Annotated in this window: 16 protein-coding genes; 11 read left to right on the top strand and 5 right to left on the bottom strand. The window is 54.8% G+C overall.

What is annotated here, in order from left to right; genetic code table 11:
• Window positions 1-24: 24 nt before the first annotated feature.
• Window positions 25-1,239 (bottom strand): phage portal protein, encoded by a 1,215-nt coding sequence (locus tag KIH39_RS19035; protein WP_213494813.1) that lies wholly within the window; start codon window positions 1,237-1,239, stop codon window positions 25-27.
• Window positions 1,240-2,018: 779 nt separating this feature from the next.
• Between KIH39_RS19035 and KIH39_RS19030 the strand changes: the two genes are divergently transcribed.
• Window positions 2,019-2,651: a hypothetical protein gene (locus tag KIH39_RS19030; protein ID WP_213494812.1), complete on the top strand. Its 633-nt coding sequence runs from the start codon at window positions 2,019-2,021 to the stop codon at window positions 2,649-2,651.
• 153 nt (window positions 2,652-2,804) lie between these two features.
• Entirely contained in the window at window positions 2,805-6,095 is a 3,291-nt protein-coding gene (gene carB, locus KIH39_RS19025) for a carbamoyl-phosphate synthase large subunit (protein WP_213494811.1), read from the top strand.
• Window positions 6,096-6,278: 183 nt separating this feature from the next.
• On the opposite strand, the gene KIH39_RS19020 is transcribed toward carB, so the two are convergent.
• Both KIH39_RS19020 and KIH39_RS19015 read right to left on the bottom strand, forming a co-directional pair.
• Window positions 6,279-9,140, bottom strand: a complete 2,862-nt coding sequence (locus KIH39_RS19020; RefSeq protein ID WP_213494810.1) for a PQQ-dependent sugar dehydrogenase — start codon at window positions 9,138-9,140, stop codon at window positions 6,279-6,281.
• Window positions 9,141-9,261: 121 nt separating this feature from the next.
• Complete coding sequence (locus KIH39_RS19015) at window positions 9,262-10,524, bottom strand: Gfo/Idh/MocA family protein (protein WP_213494809.1); 1,263 nt, start codon at window positions 10,522-10,524, stop codon at window positions 9,262-9,264.
• Between the two features lie 110 nt (window positions 10,525-10,634).
• On the opposite strand from KIH39_RS19015, the gene KIH39_RS19010 reads away from it, so the two are divergent.
• Genes KIH39_RS19010 through accC form a run of 3 tightly spaced genes read left to right on the top strand, consistent with a single transcriptional unit; the run spans window position 10,635 to window position 13,674 of the window.
• Window positions 10,635-11,744: a M24 family metallopeptidase gene (locus KIH39_RS19010; protein ID WP_213494808.1), complete on the top strand. Its 1,110-nt coding sequence runs from the start codon at window positions 10,635-10,637 to the stop codon at window positions 11,742-11,744.
• A gap of 18 nt (window positions 11,745-11,762) precedes the next feature.
• Entirely contained in the window at window positions 11,763-12,266 is a 504-nt protein-coding gene (accB, locus tag KIH39_RS19005) for an acetyl-CoA carboxylase biotin carboxyl carrier protein (RefSeq protein WP_246539344.1), read from the top strand.
• A 43-nt stretch (window positions 12,267-12,309) separates the two neighbouring features.
• On the top strand, window positions 12,310-13,674 hold the full coding sequence (gene accC, locus KIH39_RS19000; RefSeq protein ID WP_213494807.1) for an acetyl-CoA carboxylase biotin carboxylase subunit: 1,365 nt from the start codon (window positions 12,310-12,312) through the stop codon (window positions 13,672-13,674).
• A 7-nt stretch (window positions 13,675-13,681) separates the two neighbouring features.
• Here accC and KIH39_RS18995 read toward each other — a convergent pair whose 3' ends face one another.
• Window positions 13,682-14,413, bottom strand: a complete 732-nt coding sequence (locus KIH39_RS18995; protein ID WP_213494806.1) for a hypothetical protein — start codon at window positions 14,411-14,413, stop codon at window positions 13,682-13,684.
• A gap of 84 nt (window positions 14,414-14,497) precedes the next feature.
• On the opposite strand from KIH39_RS18995, the gene KIH39_RS18990 reads away from it, so the two are divergent.
• From KIH39_RS18990 to KIH39_RS18975, 4 genes are all read left to right on the top strand, one after another.
• Window positions 14,498-15,907 carry an ATP-binding cassette domain-containing protein gene (locus KIH39_RS18990; protein ID WP_213494805.1) on the top strand — a complete coding sequence of 470 codons (1,410 nt, stop codon included), beginning with the start codon at window positions 14,498-14,500 and terminating at the stop codon, window positions 15,905-15,907.
• Between the two features lie 42 nt (window positions 15,908-15,949).
• Window positions 15,950-17,137, top strand: coding sequence for an NADH-quinone oxidoreductase subunit D (locus tag KIH39_RS18985; RefSeq protein WP_213494804.1), 1,188 nt, complete (start codon window positions 15,950-15,952; stop codon window positions 17,135-17,137).
• A 217-nt stretch (window positions 17,138-17,354) separates the two neighbouring features.
• The gene (locus KIH39_RS18980) at window positions 17,355-18,830 is read left to right on the top strand and encodes an ATP-binding protein (RefSeq protein WP_213494803.1); all 1,476 of its coding nucleotides are present in this window, start codon (window positions 17,355-17,357) and stop codon (window positions 18,828-18,830) included.
• 276 nt (window positions 18,831-19,106) lie between these two features.
• Window positions 19,107-20,147, top strand: a complete 1,041-nt coding sequence (locus tag KIH39_RS18975; protein WP_213494802.1) for a DUF6398 domain-containing protein — start codon at window positions 19,107-19,109, stop codon at window positions 20,145-20,147.
• Between the two features lie 278 nt (window positions 20,148-20,425).
• Here the strand turns inward: KIH39_RS18975 and KIH39_RS18970 are convergent, their stop codons facing one another.
• A complete protein-coding gene (locus KIH39_RS18970) occupies window positions 20,426-20,929 on the bottom strand; it encodes a DUF7010 family protein (RefSeq protein WP_213494801.1) in 504 nt (167 codons plus the stop codon).
• Between the two features lie 327 nt (window positions 20,930-21,256).
• Between KIH39_RS18970 and KIH39_RS18965 the strand changes: the two genes are divergently transcribed.
• Window positions 21,257-22,555 (top strand): TIGR03790 family protein, encoded by a 1,299-nt coding sequence (locus KIH39_RS18965; RefSeq protein ID WP_213494800.1) that lies wholly within the window; start codon window positions 21,257-21,259, stop codon window positions 22,553-22,555.
• Between the two features lie 417 nt (window positions 22,556-22,972).
• The gene (locus KIH39_RS18960; protein WP_213494799.1) at window positions 22,973-25,258 is read left to right on the top strand and encodes a glycoside hydrolase family 44 protein; all 2,286 of its coding nucleotides are present in this window, start codon (window positions 22,973-22,975) and stop codon (window positions 25,256-25,258) included.
• The last annotated feature ends 317 nt before the right edge of the window (window positions 25,259-25,575 follow it).

Genomic DNA, 25,575 nt, shown 5'->3' with positions numbered 1-25,575 from the left:
GTGTTCCTTTGGAATGCTTTCGATTCAATTTCCCAATGATGGCCGTTCCGCGACGTGACCCAAACACCGCGGCTGGTCGAATTTGCCATCGCTGAAGGGTTTCAGGCCGCGCGCCCGGCGGATTTCATTCACGGTTCGTAGACCGAGCCGAGCATCGAGTTCATCGTCCAGCCGACGTTGATCCTGATTGCGCGGCGAACAATCCGGAAACGCGATCACCAGATCGGCATCGAAGCGCCGGGCCAGATCTCGGGTCAATGCCTGAGCAATCAAATCGAGCTTCGGTTGAATCGTTCCTTCGCAGAAGATCGTCCTCGCCCCGTGCCAGATATCCGCGCCCAGGCCCACCGTCTCGATCATCCCGGCCACCGGCGGCGGCACTCGAAAGAGTGCGAAAATTTCATCGCGCGTCAGCCGACAGGAGTTCAAATAGTCCATCTCGGCGGGGGTGAAGGTCCAGGGACTGGCTTTCAACCCTTGCTCAAGCACCAGCGGTCGTTGCCAGTTTTCCCGGCCGGAGAATTTGGATTGCAGTTTCTCTTCCAGTCGTACGACCGTGGCATCGTTTAAGGTTTGATCGGTCTGCAAAACCATTCCGGGCCGTTGACCGGCCTGAAAGGTCTGCCACCGGCTGCGCTGCAATTCGGCATTGGCATCTATCGTGAGCGCGTTCGCCTGCAACGGCGACAAGCCGTAATAGACATCCAACGGATTGGGATATTTCAGATGAATAATCTCTTCCGGGCTGAAATACTCGGCCGGTGCGCCAGGTACGCGCAATTCATACGCATAAGCATAAACCGATGTATGGGTGACAATGCGAATCCAGTGAGTGGGAATGATCCAAAGTTCGCCGGGTAGTCCATCGCCGCGACTGGCCACATGCCAGTAGCAGTTGCCCGTCAACTCCAGATAAAGCACCGTCAGGTACCAGAGTTCCCAGGGGGTCATCTTCGGATTGGGATGTTCCAGCAGTTGAACCAGCGGATGATTTGCCACCAGGGGTGTCTGCTCGTGCTCGGCCTGTCCCCAGTTGCGGTAGCAGTAGGGGCGTTGCCGACCGATTTCCTGAGCAATCGCATTCACGGCGGCATAGACCCAGGATTGATACTGCCGTAGCTGCTCGGTCGGATCGTCGCGCCACCAGCCGGCGTTTGGGGTGGGCGTGCTCCAAAGCGAGCCGATCCGTAATCGGGAGGCCTTGGGCCCCAGCGCTTTGCGTAACCAGGAAAAAGCCATACCGCACCTCGAAAAGGAAATTCCGCCAGGGGCTAAAAATCGCTTCACAAACCGAATGAGACAGGACCGGGCGGGGGCGTGGGCTCCCTAGACGTTTCGTCCCCCGCCCGGCGCAGGAAGGGTCGCATCGTTGTTCCACTCGTACACCAATCAAGTAGTGTACATGCGTATACTTTACTTGAGGTTCTCGAGTTTGCCCAAGTGCGTAGTCAAAGAATTTTGAAAAAGGGGGGGAGGCGATTCCCATGGGTTGATCGAAACGGTCAACCTGGATATTCAATCCCCGGGTAGCTCGAAGCGAGCAACCCGGGTCTAATATCTGCATGCCCTCCGGGCATGGTATACAGCACAAAATTTTCTTTTCCCGGAGGGCAAAGAGAGGGGTGAGCCTCGGGTTGACCGTTTCGGTCTACCCGGGGCTCGAAGCGAGCAACCTGGGTCTAATATCTGCCTGCCCTCCGGGCATGGTATACACGACAAAATTTTCTTTTCCCGGAGGGCAAAGAGAGGGGTGAGTCCCGGGTTGACCGTTTCGGTCTACCCGGGGCTCGAAGCTCCGGGCATGGTACACAGCACAATATTTTCTTTTCCCGGAGGGCAAAGCGAGGGGTGAGCCTCGGGTTGACCGTTTCGGTCTACCCGGGGAGAAATTGGTGATTCAAAAGCAGGGGAGCTTCAAAAGATAAGAAAAAGTTCATATAAATATGCCAATCGCGATGTGTTTTTTAACAGGCGATCATCCACAAAATTTTTCTTAGCCCAATGCGTCAGGTTGCCCCATGGAATACTTACCGGCGATATCCATTTGCGGTGGTTTGGGAATCCTCAGTCTTATTGGTTTTGCTTTTTGGCAGAACGGTCGTAAAGTCAAACGGATTATGAACTTGGCTCAGGATGCTCTGAAATCTTCAGCCAACTCCGAACAAATAAAAGAACGTCTGCTTGCCGAGAAGATGCGTCCCGAAAATGTCGACTGGATTCTTCAGAAGGCCCGGCGGGAAATATTACTTTCGGAAACAGCCAAAAAAGTGGCCGCCGGGTTGAACGCAAACGAAGCGACCCAACTTTTGATCAGCGGTGGCGTCGATTTGGAAACTGCGAAGGCTACGGCGCACGATATGGTTCATGTCCCCTGGTCGCACATTCATCCTAGACTAAGTGTTGTCTTGGGCAGCGTGCTAATGATTTTGGGAAGCGGCGTTTTGATTGCCAGCCTTATCCTTCGCGATGGCAACATCACCGGTAAGCTGCCAACCTTCCCTTACGCAGGAATGATCACAAAACTCGTCGGTATGGCCTTTTTCGTATTCGGTCTCGTGATGGTCGTCATTCCCCTACGTCGCCCTGCGTATTTCGATGAATTGATTGCCAAGGCGCTCCATGGTTCTACAAACTCTGCTTCAGCGGAATAATGGCACTCGGGGAGCTCGCCCGGCGGTATAAAAGCCAGTTTTTTTCTTCGATAGTTGACGTTTAGGCCGATTCGTCAAAACACTCCAAGACAGATTTTGCCCGACTCCGTAAGATGATTCGAGTTTCGATTCGAAATCTCTACTTTGAGCACCATGCCGAAACGTACAGACATCAAGAAAATCCTGCTAATTGGTTCCGGTCCCATCATCATCGGTCAGGCCTGTGAATTCGATTATTCTGGCACCCAGGCCTGCAAGGCCCTCCGCGAAGAAGGGTACGAGGTCGTACTCGTTAATTCGAACCCGGCCACGATCATGACCGATCCGGATACGGCGGATCGCACCTACATCGAGCCAATTACCTGGCAGGTAGTGGAAAAAATCATCGCCAAAGAGCGGCCCGATGCGCTTCTCCCGACCCTCGGTGGTCAAACCGGTCTGAACACCGCCATGGACCTGTACAAACATGGCGTTCTGGAAAAATACAACGTCGAAATGATCGGCGCCAAAGCCGACGTTATCGACAAGGCCGAGGATCGCTTCAAATTCAAGGAAGCCATTCTTAAAATCGGTTTGGATGTTCCCCAATCGGGCGTGGCCAAGAGCCTCGCCGAGGGAAATAAAATCGTCGAAACCATCGGACTGCCCTGCGTGCTGCGCCCCAGCTTCACTATGGGAGGCACCGGCGGCGGCATCGCTTACAACCGCGAAGAATTCATTTCCATGCTCACCCTGGGCTTGGAACTGAGCCCGGTCGGCGAAGTGCTCATCGAAGAAAGCATCATCGGCTGGAAGGAATTCGAACTCGAAGTCGTGCGCGATAAGGCCGATAACGTCATTATCATTTGCTCCATCGAAAACCTAGATCCGATGGGTGTGCACACCGGCGACAGCATCACCGTTGCCCCGATTCAGACGCTTTCGGACAAGGAATATCAGCGGATGCGCGATGCGGCCAAGGCCATCATTCGCGAAATCGGCGTGGAAACGGGCGGTTCCAACATTCAATTCGCCGTCAACCCGGCCACCGGCCGGATGATCGTTATCGAAATGAATCCGCGCGTCAGCCGCTCGAGCGCTCTGGCCTCCAAGGCCACCGGCTTCCCGATCGCCAAGATAGCCGCCAAGCTGGCCGTCGGCTTCACGCTCGATGAATTGAAAAACGATATCACCCGCGATACCCCGGCCAGCTTCGAGCCGACTATCGATTATGTGGTGACCAAGGTCCCCCGCTTCAATTTCGAAAAATTCCCCGATGCCGACCCGACACTCACGACTCAGATGAAATCGGTCGGCGAGACCATGGCCATCGGTCGGACTTTCAAGGAATCGCTGCAAAAAGCCTTGCGCGGCCTCGAAGTTTCCCGCTTCGGTCTCGGCTGCGACCGTCTCGACCGCTGGGGCACCCCCGACCAGCCGACGATGGAAGAAATCAATAACAAGCTGGCGAAACCGAATGCCGAACGCATCTGGTTCATTCGCTACGGTTTGAAGTCCGGACTGAGCGTCGAGGATATCCATGCCCGCACTCACATCGATCCGTGGTTCCTTCGCCAAATCGAAGAACTGGTGAAATACGAAGATGTGATTCGCAACACCAAGCTCCAAGATGTCACCCCGGCTTTGATGCTGGAAGCCAAGCAGATGGGTTTCATCGACCGGCAACTGGCCAACCTCTGGGAAACTTCCGAAACCGAAGTCCGCAAACTCCGCAAAACCTTTGGTGTGAAGGCAGTTTTCAAACTGGTTGATACCTGTGCCGCGGAGTTCGAAGCGTTCACTCCCTACTACTACTCCACGTACGAAACGCCTTTTCTGGTCCGGATGCCGGATGGAACGTTTTCGATGGAACTCGAGGACGAAATTCGTCCGACCAGCGGCAAAAAGCGAATCATGATTCTCGGTGGCGGCCCCAACCGTATCGGCCAGGGGATCGAGTTCGATTACTGCTGCGTTCAAGCAGTGGTGGCGTTACGCAAAGCGGGCTTCGAAACCATCATGGTCAACTCGAACCCGGAAACCGTCAGTACCGATTACGATACTTCCGATCATCTGTTCTTCGAACCGCTGACGGCCGAGGATGTGATGAACATCTGCGACCGCATGCAACCGGCTGGTGTGATTGTGCAATTTGGCGGTCAGACGCCGTTGAATCTAGCCAAGGCTCTGAAAGCTCAAGGTGTGCCGATCATCGGGACCAGCGTCGAAAGCATCGACATGGCGGAGGACCGGGAACTCTTCAGCAAACTGATCGACGAATTGAAGTTGAAGCAACCGCCCAGCAGTACCTCGCTCGATTATCAGGGTGCTCTGCATACTTCGCGCAAGATTGGCTTCCCGGTTCTGGTCCGGCCCAGCTTCGTGCTCGGCGGCCGGGCCATGGAAATCGTCCACGATGAAAGCTCGTTGGAACGTTACGTGAAGAAGGCGATGGAAGCTTCGCCCGGCAAGCCGATCCTGATCGATAAATTCCTCGAAGACGCCGTGGAAGTGGACGTCGATTGCCTCAGTGATGGCAAACGCGTTGTTATCGGCGGCGTAATGCAGCACATTGAAGAAGCCGGGATTCACTCGGGCGATTCAGCCTGCGTGCTGCCGCCGCACAGTCTCTCGATGGCGGTGATCGACGAGATCAAACGTCAGGCCCGGGTGCTGACCAGCGCCTTGAAGGTGAAGGGCTTGATGAACATTCAGTTCGCGATTGCGAACACCTGGGGACCGGCCCCGGAAATCTACATTCTGGAAGCCAATCCGCGAGCTTCGCGAACCATTCCGTTCGTGTCGAAAGCCATCGGCGTACCTCTCGCCCGGCTGGCCGCGCTGGTTATGGCGGGTATGACCCTGGATGAGTTGAATGTGGCCGATGAGGTGGTGCCCAAGCACTACTCGGTCAAGGAATCGGTCTTCCCGTTCAACAAATTCCCGGGAGTGGATATTATCCTCGGCCCGGAAATGCGCTCGACCGGTGAAGTGATGGGCATCGACGATTCTTTCCCGATGGCCTTTTACAAGTCGCAGCTGGCCGCGAATTCTCCGCTACCGGCCAAGGGGACCATCTTCATCTCGGTCAACGATCGGGACAAGCAGGAGATGATTCCGATTGCCAAGGATCTGGCCGATCTGGGCTACCAGTTACTGGCAACACGCGGTACTGCCAAGTTCCTGCGGAATGAAGGTATCACCGTTCAGGAAGTATTGAAGATTCAGGAAGGCCGGCCCAATCTGCTGGACAAGATGAAGAATGGCGAGATCGCCATGATTCTGAATACACCGAGTGGTAAAGGCCGGCGTACCGATGAAGGGAAGATTCGTTCGAGTGCGGTGGCTCAGCGCGTGACTTGCATCACAACGATGGCCGCGGCTCAGGCGGCGGTGGAAGCCTGTCGAGCGCTCCGGCAGAAAGAGCTGACGGTCTGCGCGCTGCAGGACCGGTTTACGAAGTAACGAATCATTTTCACGTCTCGCCCAATTTCTACTCATTAGCGATGCATCGTAGGCTTTGCGGAGATGCGTATAGCGAATGAGGCATCAATCGTATCATGATTGGGCCATGCATCGTGGGAGGCGGTTCGGTATGCAGGCCTTCACGCATCTGCGCTAGCGCTCCGATGCGTCGCTAAACCGAGCCTATTTTAAACTCTTGATCCACTCCCGGATCAGTTCCACCGCTCGCTCGTCGGTCTTCACCGAACCCAACGGCGGCATGAAACCTTCCTTGCGCTGTTCGATTCGCTTGAGAATCACCGATTTATCCGGCTCGCCGGGGTAAATGAGTTTGGCATCTTCCACCCCGAATTTGTGATGCATAGGTGCCACGTTCATCAACTTCATCTTCTGAACTTCAGTTTCGAAATGCGCATCGAATTGAGCATTGCCTCCACCGGCCTCCACGTGACAACTGGCGCAATTGCTATGCAGCCAGGCTCTCGCCCGAAGGTTCAAATCTTGCTTGGGATCGAACGGATCGACCAACTTTTTCAACTTCTCTGGAGGGTTTGGTAGCAGACCGGTTTTTAATAAGCCCAGGCTTTCGAACTGCCGCAACTGATCGCCTTTGTTCGCCTGTAACTCGCTGAGTCCTAGCACGAAATTGGCCGCCCGGCTATGACAGACCAGGCAATCGGCCCGGCTTGGATAATGCCAGACCTGCGTGCTGCCATCGGCCAAATTGTACTTCACATCCCGGCCGGTTGCTTCCACGAGATCGGCATCCGTCTGCTCCGGATTCCAGATATAGGAATAGCCGTACCACTGGCCCATCTGCCGGCTCATCAGGCGAGTTTCAATCCACTTCTTCCCTTGAGCGGTTTCCAGAGAGAAAGATTTGATGGTGACTGCATCATCGGGAAATTCCCAACCATCCTTGCTCTTGTAATCGATCTGCGTATCGCCCGGTAGATAGAAGAAGCGGGATTTGGCCGAGCCATCCGACCAGAAGGGGGCGTTGATCGAGTAGGGATAAACGCTCGGCTGCAGCGTATGGGTCTTGATGTCCTTAAAGAGGCCGGTTTCGCTGAGCTTCTTCGGAAAGCGCAAATACGAATCGTCTGACGGCGTCGACTCCAGTGTGTAGAAGCCCCCCTGTCCCGGAGGCTGATGATCGCAGATCAAAATTTCGCCGTCTTTATCCAATCCGAAATAGGTAATCAGCATCGGCGTTACTGCCAAGAGCTTGTGCCAGAGAACTTTAGTACCATCGTGCTTGCCGGCCCAGATTCGGCCGGTGCTGTAATCGCCGTAAATGTAAGCTCCGCGCAATTCCGGGAACTTCTTGCCGTAATAGACCAGCCCGCCGGTCAGCGAACGAGATTCCGCATGGCTATGTTCGAAAGTGGGATTAACGATCGGCGTAGGGCCGCGCTTGCGATCCGGATAAAAAGGATGGCTCCCTTCCTGAATGCTCCAACCGCAGTTATCGCCTTTGTGAATGAGATAGACCTGTTCCCAGAGATCCTGCCCATTCTGCCCTACCCAGATATGACCGGTGACCGGATCGCAAGTCATTCGCCAGGGATTGCGCATGCCGTAGGCCCAGGTTTCCGGCACGATATCTTTCTGGCCGACGAAGGGATTATCCTTGGGAACGGAGTAGGGCTTGCCTTCGTCGGGATGATCGACATCTAGGCGTAGCACCTTGGCCAGGAGGGAGGTCATATCCTGCCCCTTCAGATTGCGGTCGGAATCGGCCGTGCCATCTCCGAAGGTCACATACATCATGCCGTCATTACCGAAGCAGATCGCCCCGCCATTATGGCCATCGCACAACGCTTCGATGATGATCTTCGCCGAGGCCGGATCGACTTTGTTAGGTTCTTTCAAATCGACGGTGTAACGGGTGATTCGGGTGGCATTTCCCTTGGGTGTGCCGATGTTGTGGCCGAGGTAGACGTAGCCGTTTTCCAAGAATTTCGGGTGAAAGCAGATATTGTAAGCCACGCCAATGTCAGTGAGCAGAACTTGAAAATCCTTCACGTCTGGCTGATCTTTCAGGCGGACCACTTTGGTGGGGCCGTAGCGAGATTCTTCCGTGATGACCCACAAAAGGTCGGTCTTCGGCTGATTCACCACGGCGATTGGATATTCGAGTGTCACGCCGGGATGAACTCGCTTGATCCGGTAAGGCGGCGGCGGTTCGGGAAATCCAGTCACCTTGGAAGTCGTACCGGCGACTCGCTTCGGGCCATCAGCTTTAGCCGGGCCGGTGAATTTCAGATCGGCGAAATCTTCATAGCGGTGAAAATCGGGCTTGGTCAGCGGAGCCGCGGAAGAGGTATCGGGCTCCTTCCAGTGAATGTTGTAATCGTAGCGGCTGAGGTTCGTCTTCCAGATCGCATTCACTTCCGGTCGGCCGCCCGATTTGGCGAAATCACTCCAGGGAATGCGGCCCTCGACCACCCAGCCTTTGTCCTTGTCGTCGCGCTTGTTGAGCGTGCCGTCGAGTTTCACTTTGGCATCGATGTGAAAAGTATCGGCCTTCTTGATCTGATCGAAGTTGCCTTTACCTCTTTCGGGAAAGTAGCAATCGAAGATCGTATTCGCGGCGTTGACCTGAAATTCGTAATAGCCCGGCTTCTTCTCGTCCGGTTTTAGGAACAGTTCGAACACATCGTTGAACCAGGTGTTGCCGTCGTGTTCGGTGATGTCGGCAAAGAGATCCTCATCCTCCATCTCGGCCAGGAAGTAAATATATTCCCGATCCCAGAGCAGTTTCGCTTTGGTTTTACTCTTGGGCGTCTGTTCTTCGCCCTGTTTCCAGTGCTTGCGAAAGCAGGAGATTTCCTGAGCCTGCTTCCAGCACTCATCGTTCGGATTGCCGTCGATTTTTGGGGGTGTCTCGGTGAAACGGCACTCGAAAGCGGTCGGCGCAACGGTACTCTTCTGCAGCGAATTTTCGTCGGACGAGACGAGCCAGGAGGCGTTCCCACGCGACCATAGGCCGAGTAAAGCCACAAGACCGAGCAGAATTCCCGCGAGACCAATCCGCACCATAAGAGAGTTCCTATATCGAAACAGGAGTATGCAGATATGTTAAGTGCTCCGGATGGCAAAAGGGTACTCTAATTTCGGCCTAAGGAAAGCAATTCCCGTTTTGGCAAAAAGTGCGGAGCTCTCAGACCTTCGGTTCCCAGCCTTTTTCGTATTGTTTTCCCCACAACTTCGCGGCTTCCTCATCGACCGGCCGGCCGGTTTCAGAGTCGACGTTGACGAGCCGTCCCAAGCGATAAGCGATGTTACCGAGATGGCAAACCAGAGTGCTCTTGTGGCCCTCGGTTATAGGACTATTCAGCTTGGCCGAGCCCCGCACGGCATCGACAAAATTCTGAACGTGCGGCGTAATATCCGCCGATCCATCGACCTTTTTCTTTTCTTTGCCTTTTTCGTCATAGATTCGGTAGCCGCCGCCCGAAATGGAAAGCGAACCCTTTTCGCCATGGAACAGCACATCGGGTGTCTTTCCTTCCGGGAACCGATTGCAGGATAGTCCTTCCCAGACAATCGACTTGCGATCCGGATAGACGATGGTAACAAGATTGGTATCGGGGGTCTCCTGATCGTCCTGGAAGCGATAGCGCCCGCCGGTGCTGGTCACCTGAATCGGATACTCGGCCTGCAAGCCCCAACGGCAGACGTCGATCATATGAATGCCGTTATTGCCCAGTTCGCCGTTGCCCCAGTGCCAGAACCAGTGCCAGGTGTAGTGAAGATAGTTGCTTCGAAAGGGCTTGCGGGTCGCCGGTCCCTGCCAGAGATCGTAATCGAGGGCTGCCGGCGGATCCTTGGCCATGCCGGTTCCGGTAGCTCCCCGGGAATTCTGATACCAGCATTGGGCCAGATAAACCCGCCCGAGTTCGCCTTCATGAATCAGCTTGATAGCTTCTTGAATCTTCTCGAAACTTCGCCTCTGATTTCCCATCTGCACGAGTTTTTTGTGCTTCTCGGCCGCAGTGACCAGCCATTCGCCCTCCTGGCCGTTATGGCTACAGGGTTTCTCGACATAAACGTGCTTTCCGGCATTCAAAGCGGCGATTGCTCCCGGAGCATGCCAGTGGTTCGGGGCCGAGCAGAACATGGCATCGACATTCTTGTCATCGAGGAAAGAGCGAAAATCTTTAGCCAACTTCGGAACGGGTTTCTTGGTCGCTTTTTCAAACTTGGCACCCGCCGCCGTCAGTCGATCTTTATCGGGATCGGCAAAATAGGCGATCTCCACGTTATTCAGCTTGGCCCAGACCGGTGCCATCTCGTTACCCCGGCCGCCCATTCCCATAATCCCCAGCTGAAGGCGATCATTGGCGCCGAGTATTTTCCCATAGGAAGTGGCAGATAAAGCGAGCGCGGAAGCGGAGGTTAACACAAAAGCGCGACGATCCATGAACCGAACTCCGACGAGGAGACAAGGCGGAAGGAATTCACCTAGTTTGCCTCATACCCGGTCTAGGGGGAAGAGAATTTTGTAAGCTATTTCAAAAATGGGAGCCGAGCATGAGTACAGAATCTCGCTTGCAGAAACTGACCGCCGAGATCATCCAAGCGGACTTGGATGCTTATATCGTTTCGGCTGTCCATCATGTCACTTACTTGAGTGGCTTTACCGGCGATTCTTCTTATTTACTAGTCACTCGGGACCGGGCGATCCTTCTGAGTGATGATCGGTTTGCCATCCAGATTCAGGACGAGTGCCCCCATCTGGAAGTCCAAATTCGAGGACACGACCGTTCCACGCCGCAATTACTGGGCGAGGTCCTCAGTAAACTGGGGGTTCGCAAAATTGGCATCGAGGCGGCGTATATGCCAGTGGCCGGACTCGAAAAATTTCAGGAATTGGTCCCGACGGCCACTTTTGTCCCCAGATCGGGCTGGATCGAATCTTTGCGGGCGATCAAGGATGCCAGCGAGATCCTGACGATTCGACGGGCTATAAGCATAGCTGAGGAAGCGTTTACGAACTTTCGGAACCACATTCAGCCCCAGGATTCGGAATTCGATCTGGTGAATCGAATGGAATTCGCGATCCGTTGGGCGGGGGGAACCAAGAGCGCCTTCGAGATTATTGCCGGCGTGGGTGAACGCTCGGCTTTGCCGCACTGCCCGCCGAGTTCGAAGAAATTGGAAGAAGCGGATTTTCTCCTGATGGATTGGGGAGCTTCCTACGAAGGATACAAGAGCGATCTGACGAGGGTTATCAAGTCGCCCTATGCAAACTCGGCCAGATATCGGATGATTGAAAATCGCTTACATGATTTATACAAAATGGTATCCGAAGCGCAGGCTCGCGCCGCGGCGAAACTACGACCGGGCGTCCACGTTCGCGAGGTGGACATTGCCGCTCGCGGATACCTGGCCGAGCAGGGCTACAGTCGGGAATTCAACCACGGCTTAGGTCACGGTTTCGGTTTGGAAATTCACGAAGCACCGCAGATTCGCAGTAATTCCGAGGATGTGCTTCAGGCAAATATGGTGGTGACGCTGGAACCCGGCGTCTATCTCCAGGGATTCGCCGGGGTGCGAATGGAAGACGACTTCCTGATCACGCCCGACGGAGCGGAACGACTCAGCAGTTTGCCCCGGGACTGGGCATTCTTTGAAGGATAAATCACGGGAGGGCCCCACGTGGCCGATGACAGCAAAACCTCGGGTACAGGACCATTCGACCTGGATGCCATCCGTCAACTCGTACGGTTGATGAAGCGTTTCGATCTCAGTGAAGTCGATCTCTCCGAGGGAGATCAACGCATCCGGCTTCGGCGCGGTGCCCGGCTGGTCGCGGCCGCTCCCCTTGCGGCGCCCGTCCCGATGGCCGCACCGGCGTCGTATCCTCAGCCCGCGGCCGGTGGGCCGACTGCGGCTCCCGCTCCCGCCGCCGACACCAAGAAGTATTTGGAAATCAAGAGTCCCATGGTCGGCACGTACTACGCCAAGCCCGCTCCCGATAAAGACGATTACGTGAAGGTCGGTTCGAAGGTCACCAAGGACACCGTGGTCTGCAAAGTCGAAGCCATGAAGATCTTCAACGATCTGACCGCCGGTCTCAACGGCACGATTGTGGAAGTCCTGGTGCAAAACGGCGGTGCGGTGGAATACGATCAGGTCCTCTTCCGCGTCGATCCCTCCTGATTGAGCGAGTGCTGAACTTTTTCTCATCTGAGAATCATTCGATATGTTTCAACGCGTTCTAGTAGCCAATCGAGGGGAAATCGCCTTGCGCGTCATCCGCGCCTGCCGGGATCTCGGCATTGGCGTGGTGGCGGTTTACAGTACGGCGGACAAAGATGCCCCGTATCTGAAACTCGCAGACGAAGCGATTTGCATCGGGCCCGGGCCAGCTCCCGAGAGCTACCTGAAGATTCCCCGCATCATCAGTGCGGCGGAAATCACCGGTGCCGATGCCATTCATCCCGGTTATGGTTTTCTCAGCGAGAATGCTGACTTTGCGGAAATCTGCCGCGAGTGCGATATCGAATTCATCGGCCCACCGCACGATGCCATGCGCAAGCTCGGCAATAAGAACGAAGCCCGCAAGATGGCCAAGGCCGCCAAAGTCCCCGTTGTACCTGGCTCCGATGGCATCATCACCGAAGATTCGGTTGCGCTGAAGTTCGCGCGGGAAGCCGGCTACCCGATCCTGATCAAAGCAGCCGCAGGTGGCGGCGGTCGCGGTATGCGTGTCGCCCGGGATGATAAGAGCCTGATCGAAGGCCTTCAGTCCGCCCGCCAGGAAGCAGAAGCCGCTTTCAAAGACGGCAGCGTTTATCTGGAAAAATATCTCGAGCAGCCCCGGCACATCGAAGTGCAATTGCTGGGCGACCGGGAAGGCAACGTCGTTCACCTCTACGAACGCGATTGCTCCTTGCAGCGCCGGCACCAGAAACTGGTTGAAGAATCTCCCGCGCCGAATCTGCCCGTGAAGGTTCGGGATGCCATTTGCGAATCGGCCGTGCGACTGGCGAAAGCGGCAGGATATTACAGTGCGGGAACGTGCGAGTTCCTGCTGGATAAGCAGAACAATTTCTACTTCATCGAAGTGAACGCTCGAATTCAGGTGGAGCACCCGGTTTCCGAATTAGTGACCGGCATTGATCTGGTGAAAGAACAGATCCGCATAGCGGCGGGCGAGAAACTCCGCTTCAAACAGAAGGATATCGTGCACCGCGGCAGCGCCATCGAGTGCCGAATCAATGCGGAAGATCCGGCCAACAACTTCCAACCCAGCCCGGGTCTGATCACCACCTGGCGCGTACCGGGTGGCCCCGGGGTTCGCGTCGATTCTCATGCCAGTGTCGGTTATCGCGTACCACCCAATTACGATTCGCTGGTCGCCAAACTGCTGGTTTTCCAGCCGACCCGCGCGGAAGCCCTGGCCACCATGCGGCGAGCACTGCGCGAATTCGCGGTGGAAGGAATCAAAACGACGATTCCCATCCATCGCGATATCTTCAATTCGTCTTCGTTTATTGAAGGAAATGTCGATACGACCTTTATCGAACGCGTCTTTTTGAACCCGCAAGTCAATGAGAAGAAATAGGCCTGACTTATTTCTTCTCGGCCAGCAGTGACGGACCCTTTTCAGGATGTTTCGCCAGATAATCGGCAATGCCGGAGAAAAAGAGCAGAACCTGCTCAGCGCCCTGTTCCGCATAGCGGGGAGCCGCCGGTCCCAACAGACGGGTGACAATCACGGCGGCCTTGCTGTCGGTTTGCAGGAAGATTTCTGTCTGGTGTCGAACCCCGGACAATCCCTGAGAATCGCGAATCGCCTTATGGCGAAGCACGGCTACCGCCTTCACGGGAACCACCGGACACAGGGCACCCGCTCGGGCTTTACCTTCGGCATACCAGATTCGACCTTCGTCGTTCGACGCCACGCAAGTCCAGACCAGTTCACTGCCTTGTCCATCCGACCAGGTGAAGTTCCCCTCTTTTGTCCTGCGAATCTCCACGGCGGCGATCCCCAGCCGACGCCAGGCGAGGGTGACCCGCTCGGGATGATCGAGCATCCACAAATACGATTTGAAATCGCTGTGAAACTCTTCGGAACTCCCCAGGGCGGATAGCGTGGGCGATTGTACGACCTTTGTGACGGCTTCCCGGTGGGTTTCCGGTATGGCGGAGAGCTCCACGGGCCAGGGCAGCTTAACCGGAATGGTTACGGTTTTTTCGGAAGAGGATTTGATTAAACGTGGCGGATCGGCCAGTGCAGGGGAAGCTAAGGAGCTAACCGCACCTAAAAGGATGCCAGTAATCCACCATGGCTTCCGAATCATATGTCTCTAAATCGTTCCGCAGAGGGGGCGATCATGAGCTTTTTTCTGAGTTGGTTGACGGCATAAAATGGGTAAAATTTTCACATGGCTAAGCTGATCGAAATTGAAAATGGACGCTTCGTTCGCATGGGCAATGAAGTGGCAATTCAGGACCTGAGTTGGGTTTGGCAGGATGGGGAAACCTGGGCCATTACCGGTGACGTTGGCAGCGGCAAAACCACTTTCCTGGACCTCCTGTTAGGCCAACTCCGGCAAACGGAGGGCCAGATTCACTGGCCAATCCTGGAAGTGCTCCGCCGGGCCGGTCGCCCGGTCGCCTGGCCTTCCGAGATTATGGAGCGTGTCTCCTTCAAAGAGGAATCCCGCCTGTTCAGCTACGGCAAGCATTACTACCAGCAGCGCTACGATTTCGCCGATGCCGACGATATACCGACTCTCGAGGAGTATCTTCGTAACGGCAGCCCGTTCGAGGAAGCTCATTTTGAACCAGTCTGCGACGAACTTCACATCAAGAATTTGCTCCCTCTCACCCTGGTAAAACTTTCCAACGGCCAAACGCGGAGGGCACGCCTCGCCCGGGCCTTGCTCCGAAAGCCAGAAATTTTGCTGCTGGATGAACCCTTCATCGGTCTGGATGTGCAAACCCGCGCCGAACTCGATCAGCTCCTGAAGTCGCTGGTGGCTCGGGGTCAGCGCCTTGTTGTAACCACCAAACCGGACCAGATTCCCGATTGGGTGACCAATGTACGGCGACTCGGACCAATCTCAACGACCGTTTCGAAAATCGCAACTCATGAAACAAGCGCCGAGATAGCCGGCGAACCGATCATCGAATGTGAAAACGTTCGGGTCACCTACGGCGGCAAACCGATTTTGCAAAACATTTCCTGGGTGGTCCGGCGCGGCGAACACTGGGTTCTTTCCGGCCCCAACGGTTCGGGCAAAACGACTCTCCTGAGCCTTCTTTGTGGCGATCATCCGCAGGCCTACGGAAATAACATTCGTCTCTTTGGCTCGCAGCGCGGCAGCGGCGAGACGATCTGGGAAATCAAAAAACGCATCGGCTTCGTATCCCCGGAGCTTCACCTCTACTTCAACGAACCGCTCGACGGCTACGATGCTGCGGGTTCCGGTTTCCACGACGTCCTGGTTCATCGCGAGTTGACGCCGGAGCAGCAGAAACGACTCGATAAACTCTTCGCGCACTTCGAACTGAATGAACTCAAGAAAAGGCCCTTCCGGCAGATGTCGACGGGCGAGCAACGCATGATTCTGCTGGTGCGCGCTCTGGTGAAAGAACCGGAACTCATGATCCTCGATGAGCCCTTTCAGGGATTGGATACCCGGCGGGTCGAACTGCTCAAGGACTGGCTGGAGAATCATGTTCGCGCCGATCAGACGATTATTTTCGTCAGTCACGTGCTTTCCGATATTCCGGGAAATATGAGGCATCATCTCCGACTGGAAAATGGCCGCATCGCTGTAACTGCGTGAAGTTCGGATAAGATAAAGGGCATCGATTTCGAGGAACTCTCCATGCCGCCAGAGCAAACCGATCCCACCATCATCGAGTTCGATGTCCGAACGGATGAAATGCTCCTGAATATGGGGCCCCAGCATCCCAGCACCCACGGCGTGTTGCGGCTGGTGTTAAAGACAGACGGCGAAATCGTTTCCGAAGTCACGCCCCACCTGGGTTATCTGCATCGCTGTGCTGAGAAGGTCGGCGAAAATGTGACGCCCATTCAATTCATCCCTTATACCGACCGCATGGATTACCTGGCCGGGATGAATATGAATCTGGGCTATGCGCTGACCGTCGAAAAACTCTGCGGCATGAAAATTCCCGAAAAGGCCCAGGTCATTCGAGTCCTGATCTGCGAGTTGAATCGCATTGCCAGCCATCTCGTGGGTATGGGAGCCTACGGCCTGGATCTGGGTTCGTTCAGCCCGTTTTTGTACGCGTTTCGGGAGCGGGAGCACATTCTGGATCTCTTCGAAGGGGTCTGCGGAGCCCGCCTGACCTACAGCTATATCACGATCGGCGGTGTGCACGATGACTTGCCCGAGGATTTCCTGCAGCGAGTCACCAACTTCTTGAAATACTTCAAGCCGCGCATTCCCGAATATCATGCGATGCTGACCAACAATCATATCTTCGTGAAGCGCACCGCCGGTATTGGTGTCATGTCGAAAGAAATGGCGCTCAGCTATGCCTGTACCGGGCCGATGCTGCGCGGGTCTCTGAACCGGCACAATGGTGATACGGCGTGGGATCTCCGCAAGATCGAACCCTACTCCGGCTATGAAAATTATCAGTTCGATGCGATACTTCCCCCATTCGAGGAAGCCCCCGAGGAGGCCGTGATCGGCGATTGCTGGCACCGCTTCTACGTACGAATGCGGGAAGTGATCGAGAGTATCAAGATTGTCGAACAGGCGATTGAAAAGTATCCGTCGGCCACTGGCAGCCATCGTATCGAACCGCCGCGACAACTGACTCCGGGGGAATGTTATTTCGAAACCGAATGCCCCCGAGGCCAGATGGGCTTCTACGTGGTCGGCCGGCCGAACAAAGAAAACGTACCGCTGCGGGTCCGGGCTCGTTCTTCCAGTCTGTGCAATCTGAGCGTGGTCGGCGAGTTATGCAGGGGATCTCTGCTGGCCGACATCCCGGCCATTGTCGGCAGCACCGATATCGTGATGGGGGAGATAGATCGGTGACACGAATTTCCATAAGTCATTTTTTTTCAATCACTTGTGGAAATAGAAAATTCCTCGAAATTGCCCAAAATAGGGTGCATTTCATGGAATGCGGTGCATTTAAGGTGCATCGCCAACTCGACATCGTAGCATCAACTGACCACCCTTCTGGCATCGAAGGCTGGTCAGTTTTTTGTTGGCGACCGGCCCGCCAAAGTAAAGCAACGGAGGCCGCAAAATGAATCCGACACAACTCTCCGCATTGCTGGTCGAACTTCTCTCGCTGCCCGCCGAGACGGAGTGGGTGGAATGGAAGCACAACAACGACCATCCCGAAATGATCGCCGAACGGATTTCCGCCCTGGCGAACTCGGCGGCGCTCCACGGACGGGACTTCGGCTACATGGTATGGGGAGTGGAGAACGGCTCGAAGAAGGTGGTTGGCACGACCTTTCGACCCCGACAGAGTAAAAAGGGCAACGAGGAACTAGAAAACTGGCTGATGCGGTCGCAGCATCCGCAGGTCAACTTTCAGATACACGAGTGGTCGCACCAGGGCGTACCGATGGTGCTGTTCCAGATTCCACGAGCCAGCCAAGCTCCGGTGCGATTCGGCAGCGAGGAATTTGTTCGCATCGGCAGCCTGACCAAGAAATTGAGGGAGTACACCGAGAAGGAGCGAGAGCTATGGGCGATCTTCGCCCGCAAGCCATTCGAGACAGGCATCGCCAAGCTCGATGTGGATGGGCCTGACGTGCTGACGCTGCTCGACTTCGACCGCTGCTTTAAGCTGCTACAAATCCCGCTCCCGACCGACCAGCAGGGCATTCTTGGGAAGCTGGTGGACGAAAGGTTGATCGTGCCGAAACCGGGCGGTCGGTTCGACATCACGAACCTGGGAGCGATCCTTTTCGCTACCGACCTCAACAAATTCGAGCGGCTGGGGCGGAAAGCTCTGCGGATCATCAAGTATCGGGGCGATGGCCGGACGGATATGGAGCGAGAATGGCGGGACGCACCAACGCAGATGGGTTACGCCGTTGCATTCGAGGCGGCAGTGGCGTTCATCAACTCTCAGTTGCCGCAGAACGAACCCATCGGCCAAGCCTTCCGTGAAGAAGTGCGAGTCTACCCGGAAAAGGCCATTCGAGAGTTGGTGGCAAACGGCCTGATCCACCAGGAGTTCTCCGTGACCGGGGCGGGGCCAATGGTCGAAATTTTCGACAGTCGGATGGAAATCACCAACCCTGGCGAGCCGCTGGTGGACACGCTACGCTTTATCGACACGCCGCCGAAGTCCCGCAACGAGACGTTGGCGGCGGTGATGCGGCGAATGAAGATTTGCGAGGAGGCTGGGACGGGCATCGACAAAGTTGTTGCCGCAATCGAAGCATTCCAACTTCCGGCTCCCGACTTCACGGCGATCACCACTTCCCAGCCGGGGTTCACAAAAGCCACGCTGTACGCTCCTCGCAGGCTGAACGACATGGACTCGAAAGAGCGGATTCGGGCCTGCTACCAGCACGCCTGTCTTTGCCTCGTGTCGGGTAGTCGGATGACGAATACAACACTTCGGGAACGGCTGGGAGTTGAGCCGCAGAACTATGCCATCGTGTCTCGGATCATCCGAGACACGATCAATGCGAATTTGGTCAAGGCATACGATCCGAACACGAGCAAGCGATTTATGCAGTACCTTCCCTTTTGGGCCTAGCCGGTTCATGTGACGGTCATGTGATCGCCGGGCTGGAAATCAGCGAAAACGCCGGGGCGAGAGTGCGGAACCCCTGATTTTTCCAGGGTTTCGGGGTTGCCTCTGGCGATTCTTTATGTGACGGCCATGTGATGCGTGGTGGCATTTTCCAGAAGGGGACGGACGCAGACCTCTTTATCACCCCTTCCGCCTCACCACCACGAACACGAACCACGCCCTCGGTCCGCCTTCGCTGAAAGCAATGTCCGTCAGATCGGGCCGGACCTCGAAACGGGTATGCTCGATACTCTCCACCGCCCAGCCCTCGGCGAAGGCAACCCGTATATGCTACTAACTCCCGACGAAGTTCGACTGTTCTTCAAGTTGCACTGGGCGTTGCTGTTTTTCGTGAACAAGCGACTTCAGGTGATTCCTATCGATTTCGACTCACCGGAAGAATTCTCCATCCTTTCTCCGGACCTTCGGCTCAAGGTCCGGAACTCTCTGAACGCCAACCTCGATCTGATCGAATTATTTGCCGATGAGAATCCATCTAACCTGTCGAGCGAGGAACTCGACATTGTTCGGTCCTGGCGGCATCTCGTTAACGACACGTTCTACGTCTTCCGTGAGCTCAAGAAGTACACGGTGTTCATCTCCACAACTTCCCCCGAAATCGCCTTCGGTGTCCTGGCGTTGTCTCAACCGTTCGAGGAGTTGATCGGGCCCTATTGGCCGGTGCTGACAAAGACGGTCCTACTCCCCTTTAAGGGTAAGATCGTCTATGACGGTTTGCTGAACAGCTACAACGTCTCTTTCGGCCCCGGTATTCGCCGCTCTGTGAATGAGAGTTTTAAAGAGGCCAAAGCCCGGCACGGCATAGTCACGTCCCTGCCGATGTCGGCTACACTTCCAACGCCGAAACCCAAGCCCGCCCCGAAGCCGCCGTCGAAAGAGAAAAAGGAGGTAGCCCTAAGCCTCGTTCTCGGATTGATCGACCAGTTTTGCAAAGAGCATCTTAACGAAGAATACGCCCAACTCTGCCGCAAACTGGCCGAGAAGCTTAGCCGCAAGCGTCCGTCACCGCTGCTCAGCGGCAAACCAAACACCTGGGCTTGTGGCATTGTGCGGACGATTGGCTGGGTGAATTACTTGGATGATCGCAGCCAAAAGCCCCACATGAAACTGACTGCCATCGACAAGGCGTTTGGCGTTGGCGAAAGCACCGGACAAGGAAAGTCGATGTTGATCCGCAAGATGTTCAAGATCAGCCCCATAGACCCGGAATGGTCGCTTCCTAACCGGTTGGACCAGAAGCCGACGGTTTGGGTGTTTTAGATGCATGGCTTCCTGATAGATGCGCGGTTCTTGACGAGAGAAAATCAGGAAGAGGCGTGGAGAAAAGGATTGATCCCTTACATCCCCGAACGTCCGAAGCCTGTGAAGGAAGAGGAGGCCGAGGAGTAGCGCGGCGGCAAAGAAACTGGACTGTTGCGAAAACTCGCGTTCATAGAACAGGGCGGACCGATCGTCGATTTGCACACGAAATGATTACTGTCGAATAAATTCAAAATGATTTCGATCTGAGTGATCAGTAAAGGGATGATTGAATCCACTTACCCCACCCGCTTCGCCTGACGAACGATCGCCAGAATCGCGGCGGTCCAGAGTCCCAGCGCGGCTCCAAAGCCCGCGACTAGAATACCCGTAGGCTCCGGTAGAAACAAACCGACCAAAGCAATTCCACTCAACAGTAAGCCCAAAATGAGGAAGGGTCGAAACGGGAACAACCAACCCATCGGTAAAAAATGCAGGCCTACCACCAGAGCAATCACCGGCAGTCGTAATTCCGGGTGTCCCAGATTTGCAGCAATATTAATCCCCAGAAAGATACTGATCCCTTCTCCAGCCGAGCTCCAAGACCAAACTTTTTTAGCCGATGGGCTCATTTCGTAAGGCGTGGTGCCTTGGGCCGCCCGCCAGGCAAAAAAGGCGATAATCGCTGCCACCAACAACGGCCACGCCAGGATTATTCCATCCCATTGCAAGGCCTCTCGAGACGTCAGGACGGCAAAGATCGCTCCGAAAAATGCAAAGATGTACGCACCAATGCTACCCATCCGATTTCCTCAACACGAAATGATCGCTCATCGTTAGAGTATAAAATTCGCCCTCAAACCGCATTTGAAGTCTTTCCAAGTTTCTGCATCCTGGGTTTTAGAATCTGGCAAGTCTCACCAGGGGACTGTCCAGGATCCTTATTGGCTTCACTCTTCGTTGCCTTAAGCCTAATTTCTCGCTAAGAATGTGCTCAAGTTTAAGGATTCGATTCAGCTAGGCCGTTTTGGTAAAGCTAATCCAAAAACTGCTCGTCGGAATCCAACAAATTCAGTGTTTCCGTTTCTCACACTCCTCTTCTGTCCTTCGCTCCCTTGAGGCTTCTGCATATGGTATTTTTTCGATGGCTCAGCCTTTGCTTGTTCTTCACCGGCGTCTGCCCGGCCCTCCTCGCTCTGGAGCCGCGAGAAGTTTTTCTCCTGGTGAACAAGGCCGAGCCCGAAAGCCAGAAAATCGCCGACTACTACTGCGAAATGCGTAAGGTGCCCAAAGAAAATATCATCGTTCTGGATGTGACCACCGAGGATGAGATAAGCCGCAAGGACTACGACACGAAAATCGTCACCCCCGTTCGAACGGCCCTGAAAGGCAAGGAAACCCAGGCCAAATGCCTCCTGTCTATCTACGGCATGCCGTTACGCGTCCTGGCTCCCCTGACCGCTGAACAGGAACAACAACTCGTGAAGTTCCGACGGGATCTCGAGTCAAAGCGGGCCGAACTGGATAAAGCCCGAAAGGACAAGCTGCCGAAAGAGAAGGTCGATCCGCTGGAAAAAGAAGCGAACGATCTCCAGGGTAAAATCAACGGCCTGATCTATCACGAAGCCGAAGCCAGCGTCGACAGCGAATTAACCCTGCTCTGGTGGGAGAAATATAACCTCCAGCGATTCCTGTTCAATCCCCTCCATTGGCAACGGCCCAAGGACATTAAGGGCAAGTCGCCGACGGTTATAATGACCAGCAGGATTGATGGTCCGACGCCGGCGATCGCCAGGAGACTGATCACCGATGCCGTGAATGCGGAAGCCAAGGGGCTGGAAGGAAAGGTCTATGTCGACGCGCGCGGCCTGACCAAAATTCCCAAGGGGGATTCCGGTTGGGGTCTGGAAGGCTACGACGAATCGATGCGCGAGATGGCCGCACTACTCAAAGAGGTCGGCAAAATGGATGTCACGCTGGAGAACACCGAGAAACTGTTCCCGGTCAAATCGTGTAAGGATTGCGCGCTGTACTGCGGCTGGTATTCGGTGGCAAACTTCGTCGATTGTTGCGAATTCGTACCGGGAGCCATCGCCTGGCACTTGGCCAGCTACGAGTGCCTGTCGCTGCACAAAGAAAACAACGGCTGGTGTCGGAATTTACTGCTCAAGGGAGCGACAGTTACTTTGGGACCGGTGGCTGAGCCTTACTCCGCGGCGTTTCCCAAGCCGGAAGAATTCTTCGGCTTCCTGGCCACCGGGAAATACACGCTCGTAGAAGCGTACGCGCGAACTTCGCTGTTTACGAGTTGGATGATGGTTCTGATCGGCGACCCTCTTTACAACCCTTACAAGAAGAGTCCGAAATTGAAGGAAGCGGATGTGAAGCCAAGTCCCAAATGGGGCCGGTATATATCGTCCGATGAGTGATGGGCTATCTAGCTTCAATGCGAAATGTGACTTTACGAGTGCGACATTACTGGATGAGTAAACTGGAATAAAAGGCGCCTTCAGAGATTGAAGTCATCCAACCATTCATCATTTATACCATCGAAGACAAACTGTATTGAGCCGGTGTCTCTGTCTGCGTCCGTCCATCGCTCCAATTTTCACTTGAGCGACTCGGCCTCCCGCCCTTGGTCTACCCATCAAATTGCCCTCGAAAATTATTGTCTGGCAAATAAATTTCGCCCGGCGCAATTCAGCTACTACAAAAAACTTGAGGCTTTACCTTTATTTATCTAATTTTCATTGAGATATTTGCCCGGAGCTGAAGGATAACCTAATCGTTCAGCACAGGCGTAACAATCCATCGACTCGCCGGATTCGTTGCCAACGTGAAAATTTATGCAAATTATCAAAAACCTTCTGGCACTGGCCGGAGTCTCGCTCCTGCTGATTTTTGGATCCTCCTACTACCACGCGCGCACCCAGGCAGAATCCAACGATGACAAACTGGTCGTCTGGTCCAGCAGCAAGCCTCAGGGCAAGACGTGGCATGAGTTAGGAACCAAAGGGGGAGTCGTGATCGTTCCCCGCTCGGATTCCCCAACGGAATGCGGTCTTCTGGTTCGCATGACCTCTCCGCAGTTTCGCTCCTTCGGCCTGAACTGGAAGAATTGGTACCCCACGGATGCCTGCGACGATTGCAGCCGGTTTCAATCGCTCAGCTTTAAAGTTCGACTGCTAATCAATCAAAACCCCACGGCCGATCTCGGCGTGCGTTTAGTCGACAACAACCAGGGTAAAGACACCAAATCGGGAGCGGTAATTCCCATCGTTTCCGGCGGTTACATCAAAGAACTGACTTCGGAATGGCAGCAAGTGCGCATCCCCCTCGAGCGATTTGCCACCAATCGAACTCTAAAACTGAATCGACTCTGGGAAATCGTTTTCTCCAATGACGATAAAGCCGAACAGCTATTCCAGATCGACGAAATCGCTTTTACGAAAGAACCCCAGGAATCGAAGCCCGCTAAAGCCCAGCCTAACAACACTGGCACGCGTCCCGAAGTTGCTTCGAATATATCCCGAACGAACCCGTCGGAGTCGATGGCAGCCATGCCCGTAAATACCTATCCCGCGCGGGCGAAATGGGGGAGCGATCGCACCGGCTGGCCGATTCGCGATACGATCTACGGCGTTGCCGATATGCCCAAGGAAAAACGGCAGGCCTACGGCCTCCCGCTCAGCCGTTTTGGCGGAAATACCACCTCCCGGTACAACTGGCGCATCAATGCCGACAGCGGTGCCGACGACTGGTTTTACAAAAATCGCGGCAACCCGGCCGCTCCCGAAGATAATGCCTACTGGAAACACCTCGAAGAGAACTACTCTCTGGGGGCCTCCAGCTACGTTTGCGTCCCCATGCTCGGCTGGGTCGCCAAGGATAACTCCAGTTACGGATTCCCCGTTTCCAAGTATGGCGAGCAGAAATCCCACGAACCGAATTCGCCTGATGTCGGTAATGGCCTTCGCAAAGATGGCTCGCCGATCACCGGTAATGATCCCAAAGAAACTTCCGTTGCTTTCTCGCCCGAAGATGTGGCCTCCGGAGTGAAAATCTGCGTCGATCGGGCCAATCAGCTCTCCCAGCAGGGACTCAAACAGCCGGTACGCTACTGGGTGCTGGATAACGAACCGATGCTCTGGCACAAAACGCATCGCGATGTACACCCCAACCCGGCCAGTTACGATGAACTCTGGACCAAGACTGTTCAATATGCCGAAGCCATCCGGCAGGTCGATCCCCAAGCCAGGATTGCCGGTTTCTGCAGTTGGGGATGGGTCGATCTTTTCTACTCCGCTCAGGATCAGGGCTACGATTCCTACCACAGCAAGCCCGATCATCGGGCCCACGGAGAACTGCCATTAGCCGAATGGTTTTTGAAGAAATGCGCCGAGTATAAGCGTGCCCACGGACGAAATCTAATCGATGTCCTGGATGTCCATTGGTACCCTCAGGCGGAGATCAATGGCAAGTCGCCGTTCACCGGTAAAGGTTCGGAACTGAATGAATTACGGTTGAGAACCACACGCGATCTGTGGGATTCCAGCTACACACAGGAATCCTGGGTCCGGAATTCCGGGGATCGTCGGCCCGTCGCTCTCATTCCTCGGATGAAGCAACTCATCGAGAAATACTGTCCCGGAATGGATCTCTGCCTGGGAGAGTACAACTTCGGCGGCGCGGAAAACATCACCGGCGGACTGGCTCAGACAGAAATTTTCGGAATCTTTGCCCAGCAGAAACTCGATCTGGCCTTTTTCTGGCAGCAGCCTGAAGGCACGCAATGGGCCGCGTGGGAACTATTCCGCAATTACGACGGCCAGGGCGGCAAATTCGGGGATCGCTACCTGCCAATGGAATGCGATCATCCCAAATGTGCCGTTTTTGCTGCCCGTCGGCAGAGCGATAATGCCGTGACTGTAATTTTGCTGAATAAATCGCTGGCCGGGAGCTGCCGTCTTAAACTCGAACTGCCAGGCCTGGAAGGGCAGGGGAAGTTGTGGAGATTCGATTCGGCCAGTTACGGAAAAGTTTATGAGGTGCCGGGGATCACCCGGGTCAATAACGGGCAGACCGAAGTTGTGCTTCCCCCGGGTTCAGCGAGCATGTTTGTTGTTCGCTAGATGAAGCTCGACGAAGTTTTTCCCAAAAAATCCTGACTTAAGCTTACGTAATGGTCTCCTCTCGATGAGGCTTATTTCATTTTTACAATTTGAAAACTATTTCCATATCTGTTTCGTCTGGATTATGTGAAAATATCGCTTCATTCAAATTCAGGGTCAATCGACCATGGCAACCCGGTTTGGTCCCGAGTTACGCGTTTAATTTACCGGTTGGCCGGGTTGTTCCGGTTTGGCTGAGGCGTCTATCATCACACGGGACGATTTTGGCGGGCTTTCCTCCAGATTGGCCCCGTCGGAACGGATGAATACTTCATGGC

Origin of the sequence: Telmatocola sphagniphila, from assembly GCF_018398935.1 — a bacterium.
GTDB classification, from domain to species: domain Bacteria; phylum Planctomycetota; class Planctomycetia; order Gemmatales; family Gemmataceae; genus Telmatocola; species Telmatocola sphagniphila.
Note: the sequence above shows the minus strand (reverse complement) of the source record. Positions and strands in the feature narration are given on the sequence as shown.

What these genes read in the sequence shown, in the direction of transcription:
- KIH39_RS19035 (WP_213494813.1), bottom strand. Translation starts at nt 1,239, where the DNA reads ATGGCTTTTTCCTGGTTACGCAAAGCGCTGGGGCCCAAGGCCTCCCGA.
- KIH39_RS19030 (WP_213494812.1), top strand. Translation starts at nt 2,019, where the DNA reads ATGGAATACTTACCGGCGATATCCATTTGCGGTGGTTTGGGAATCCTC.
- carB (WP_213494811.1), top strand. Translation starts at nt 2,805, where the DNA reads ATGCCGAAACGTACAGACATCAAGAAAATCCTGCTAATTGGTTCCGGT.
- KIH39_RS19020 (WP_213494810.1), bottom strand. Translation starts at nt 9,140, where the DNA reads ATGGTGCGGATTGGTCTCGCGGGAATTCTGCTCGGTCTTGTGGCTTTA.
- KIH39_RS19015 (WP_213494809.1), bottom strand. Translation starts at nt 10,524, where the DNA reads ATGGATCGTCGCGCTTTTGTGTTAACCTCCGCTTCCGCGCTCGCTTTA.
- KIH39_RS19010 (WP_213494808.1), top strand. Translation starts at nt 10,635, where the DNA reads ATGAGTACAGAATCTCGCTTGCAGAAACTGACCGCCGAGATCATCCAA.
- accC (WP_213494807.1), top strand. Translation starts at nt 12,310, where the DNA reads ATGTTTCAACGCGTTCTAGTAGCCAATCGAGGGGAAATCGCCTTGCGC.
- KIH39_RS18995 (WP_213494806.1), bottom strand. Translation starts at nt 14,413, where the DNA reads ATGATTCGGAAGCCATGGTGGATTACTGGCATCCTTTTAGGTGCGGTT.
- KIH39_RS18990 (WP_213494805.1), top strand. Translation starts at nt 14,498, where the DNA reads ATGGCTAAGCTGATCGAAATTGAAAATGGACGCTTCGTTCGCATGGGC.
- KIH39_RS18985 (WP_213494804.1), top strand. Translation starts at nt 15,950, where the DNA reads ATGCCGCCAGAGCAAACCGATCCCACCATCATCGAGTTCGATGTCCGA.
- KIH39_RS18980 (WP_213494803.1), top strand. Translation starts at nt 17,355, where the DNA reads ATGAATCCGACACAACTCTCCGCATTGCTGGTCGAACTTCTCTCGCTG.
- KIH39_RS18975 (WP_213494802.1), top strand. Translation starts at nt 19,107, where the DNA reads ATGCTCGATACTCTCCACCGCCCAGCCCTCGGCGAAGGCAACCCGTAT.
- KIH39_RS18970 (WP_213494801.1), bottom strand. Translation starts at nt 20,929, where the DNA reads ATGGGTAGCATTGGTGCGTACATCTTTGCATTTTTCGGAGCGATCTTT.
- KIH39_RS18965 (WP_213494800.1), top strand. Translation starts at nt 21,257, where the DNA reads ATGGTATTTTTTCGATGGCTCAGCCTTTGCTTGTTCTTCACCGGCGTC.
- KIH39_RS18960 (WP_213494799.1), top strand. Translation starts at nt 22,973, where the DNA reads ATGCAAATTATCAAAAACCTTCTGGCACTGGCCGGAGTCTCGCTCCTG.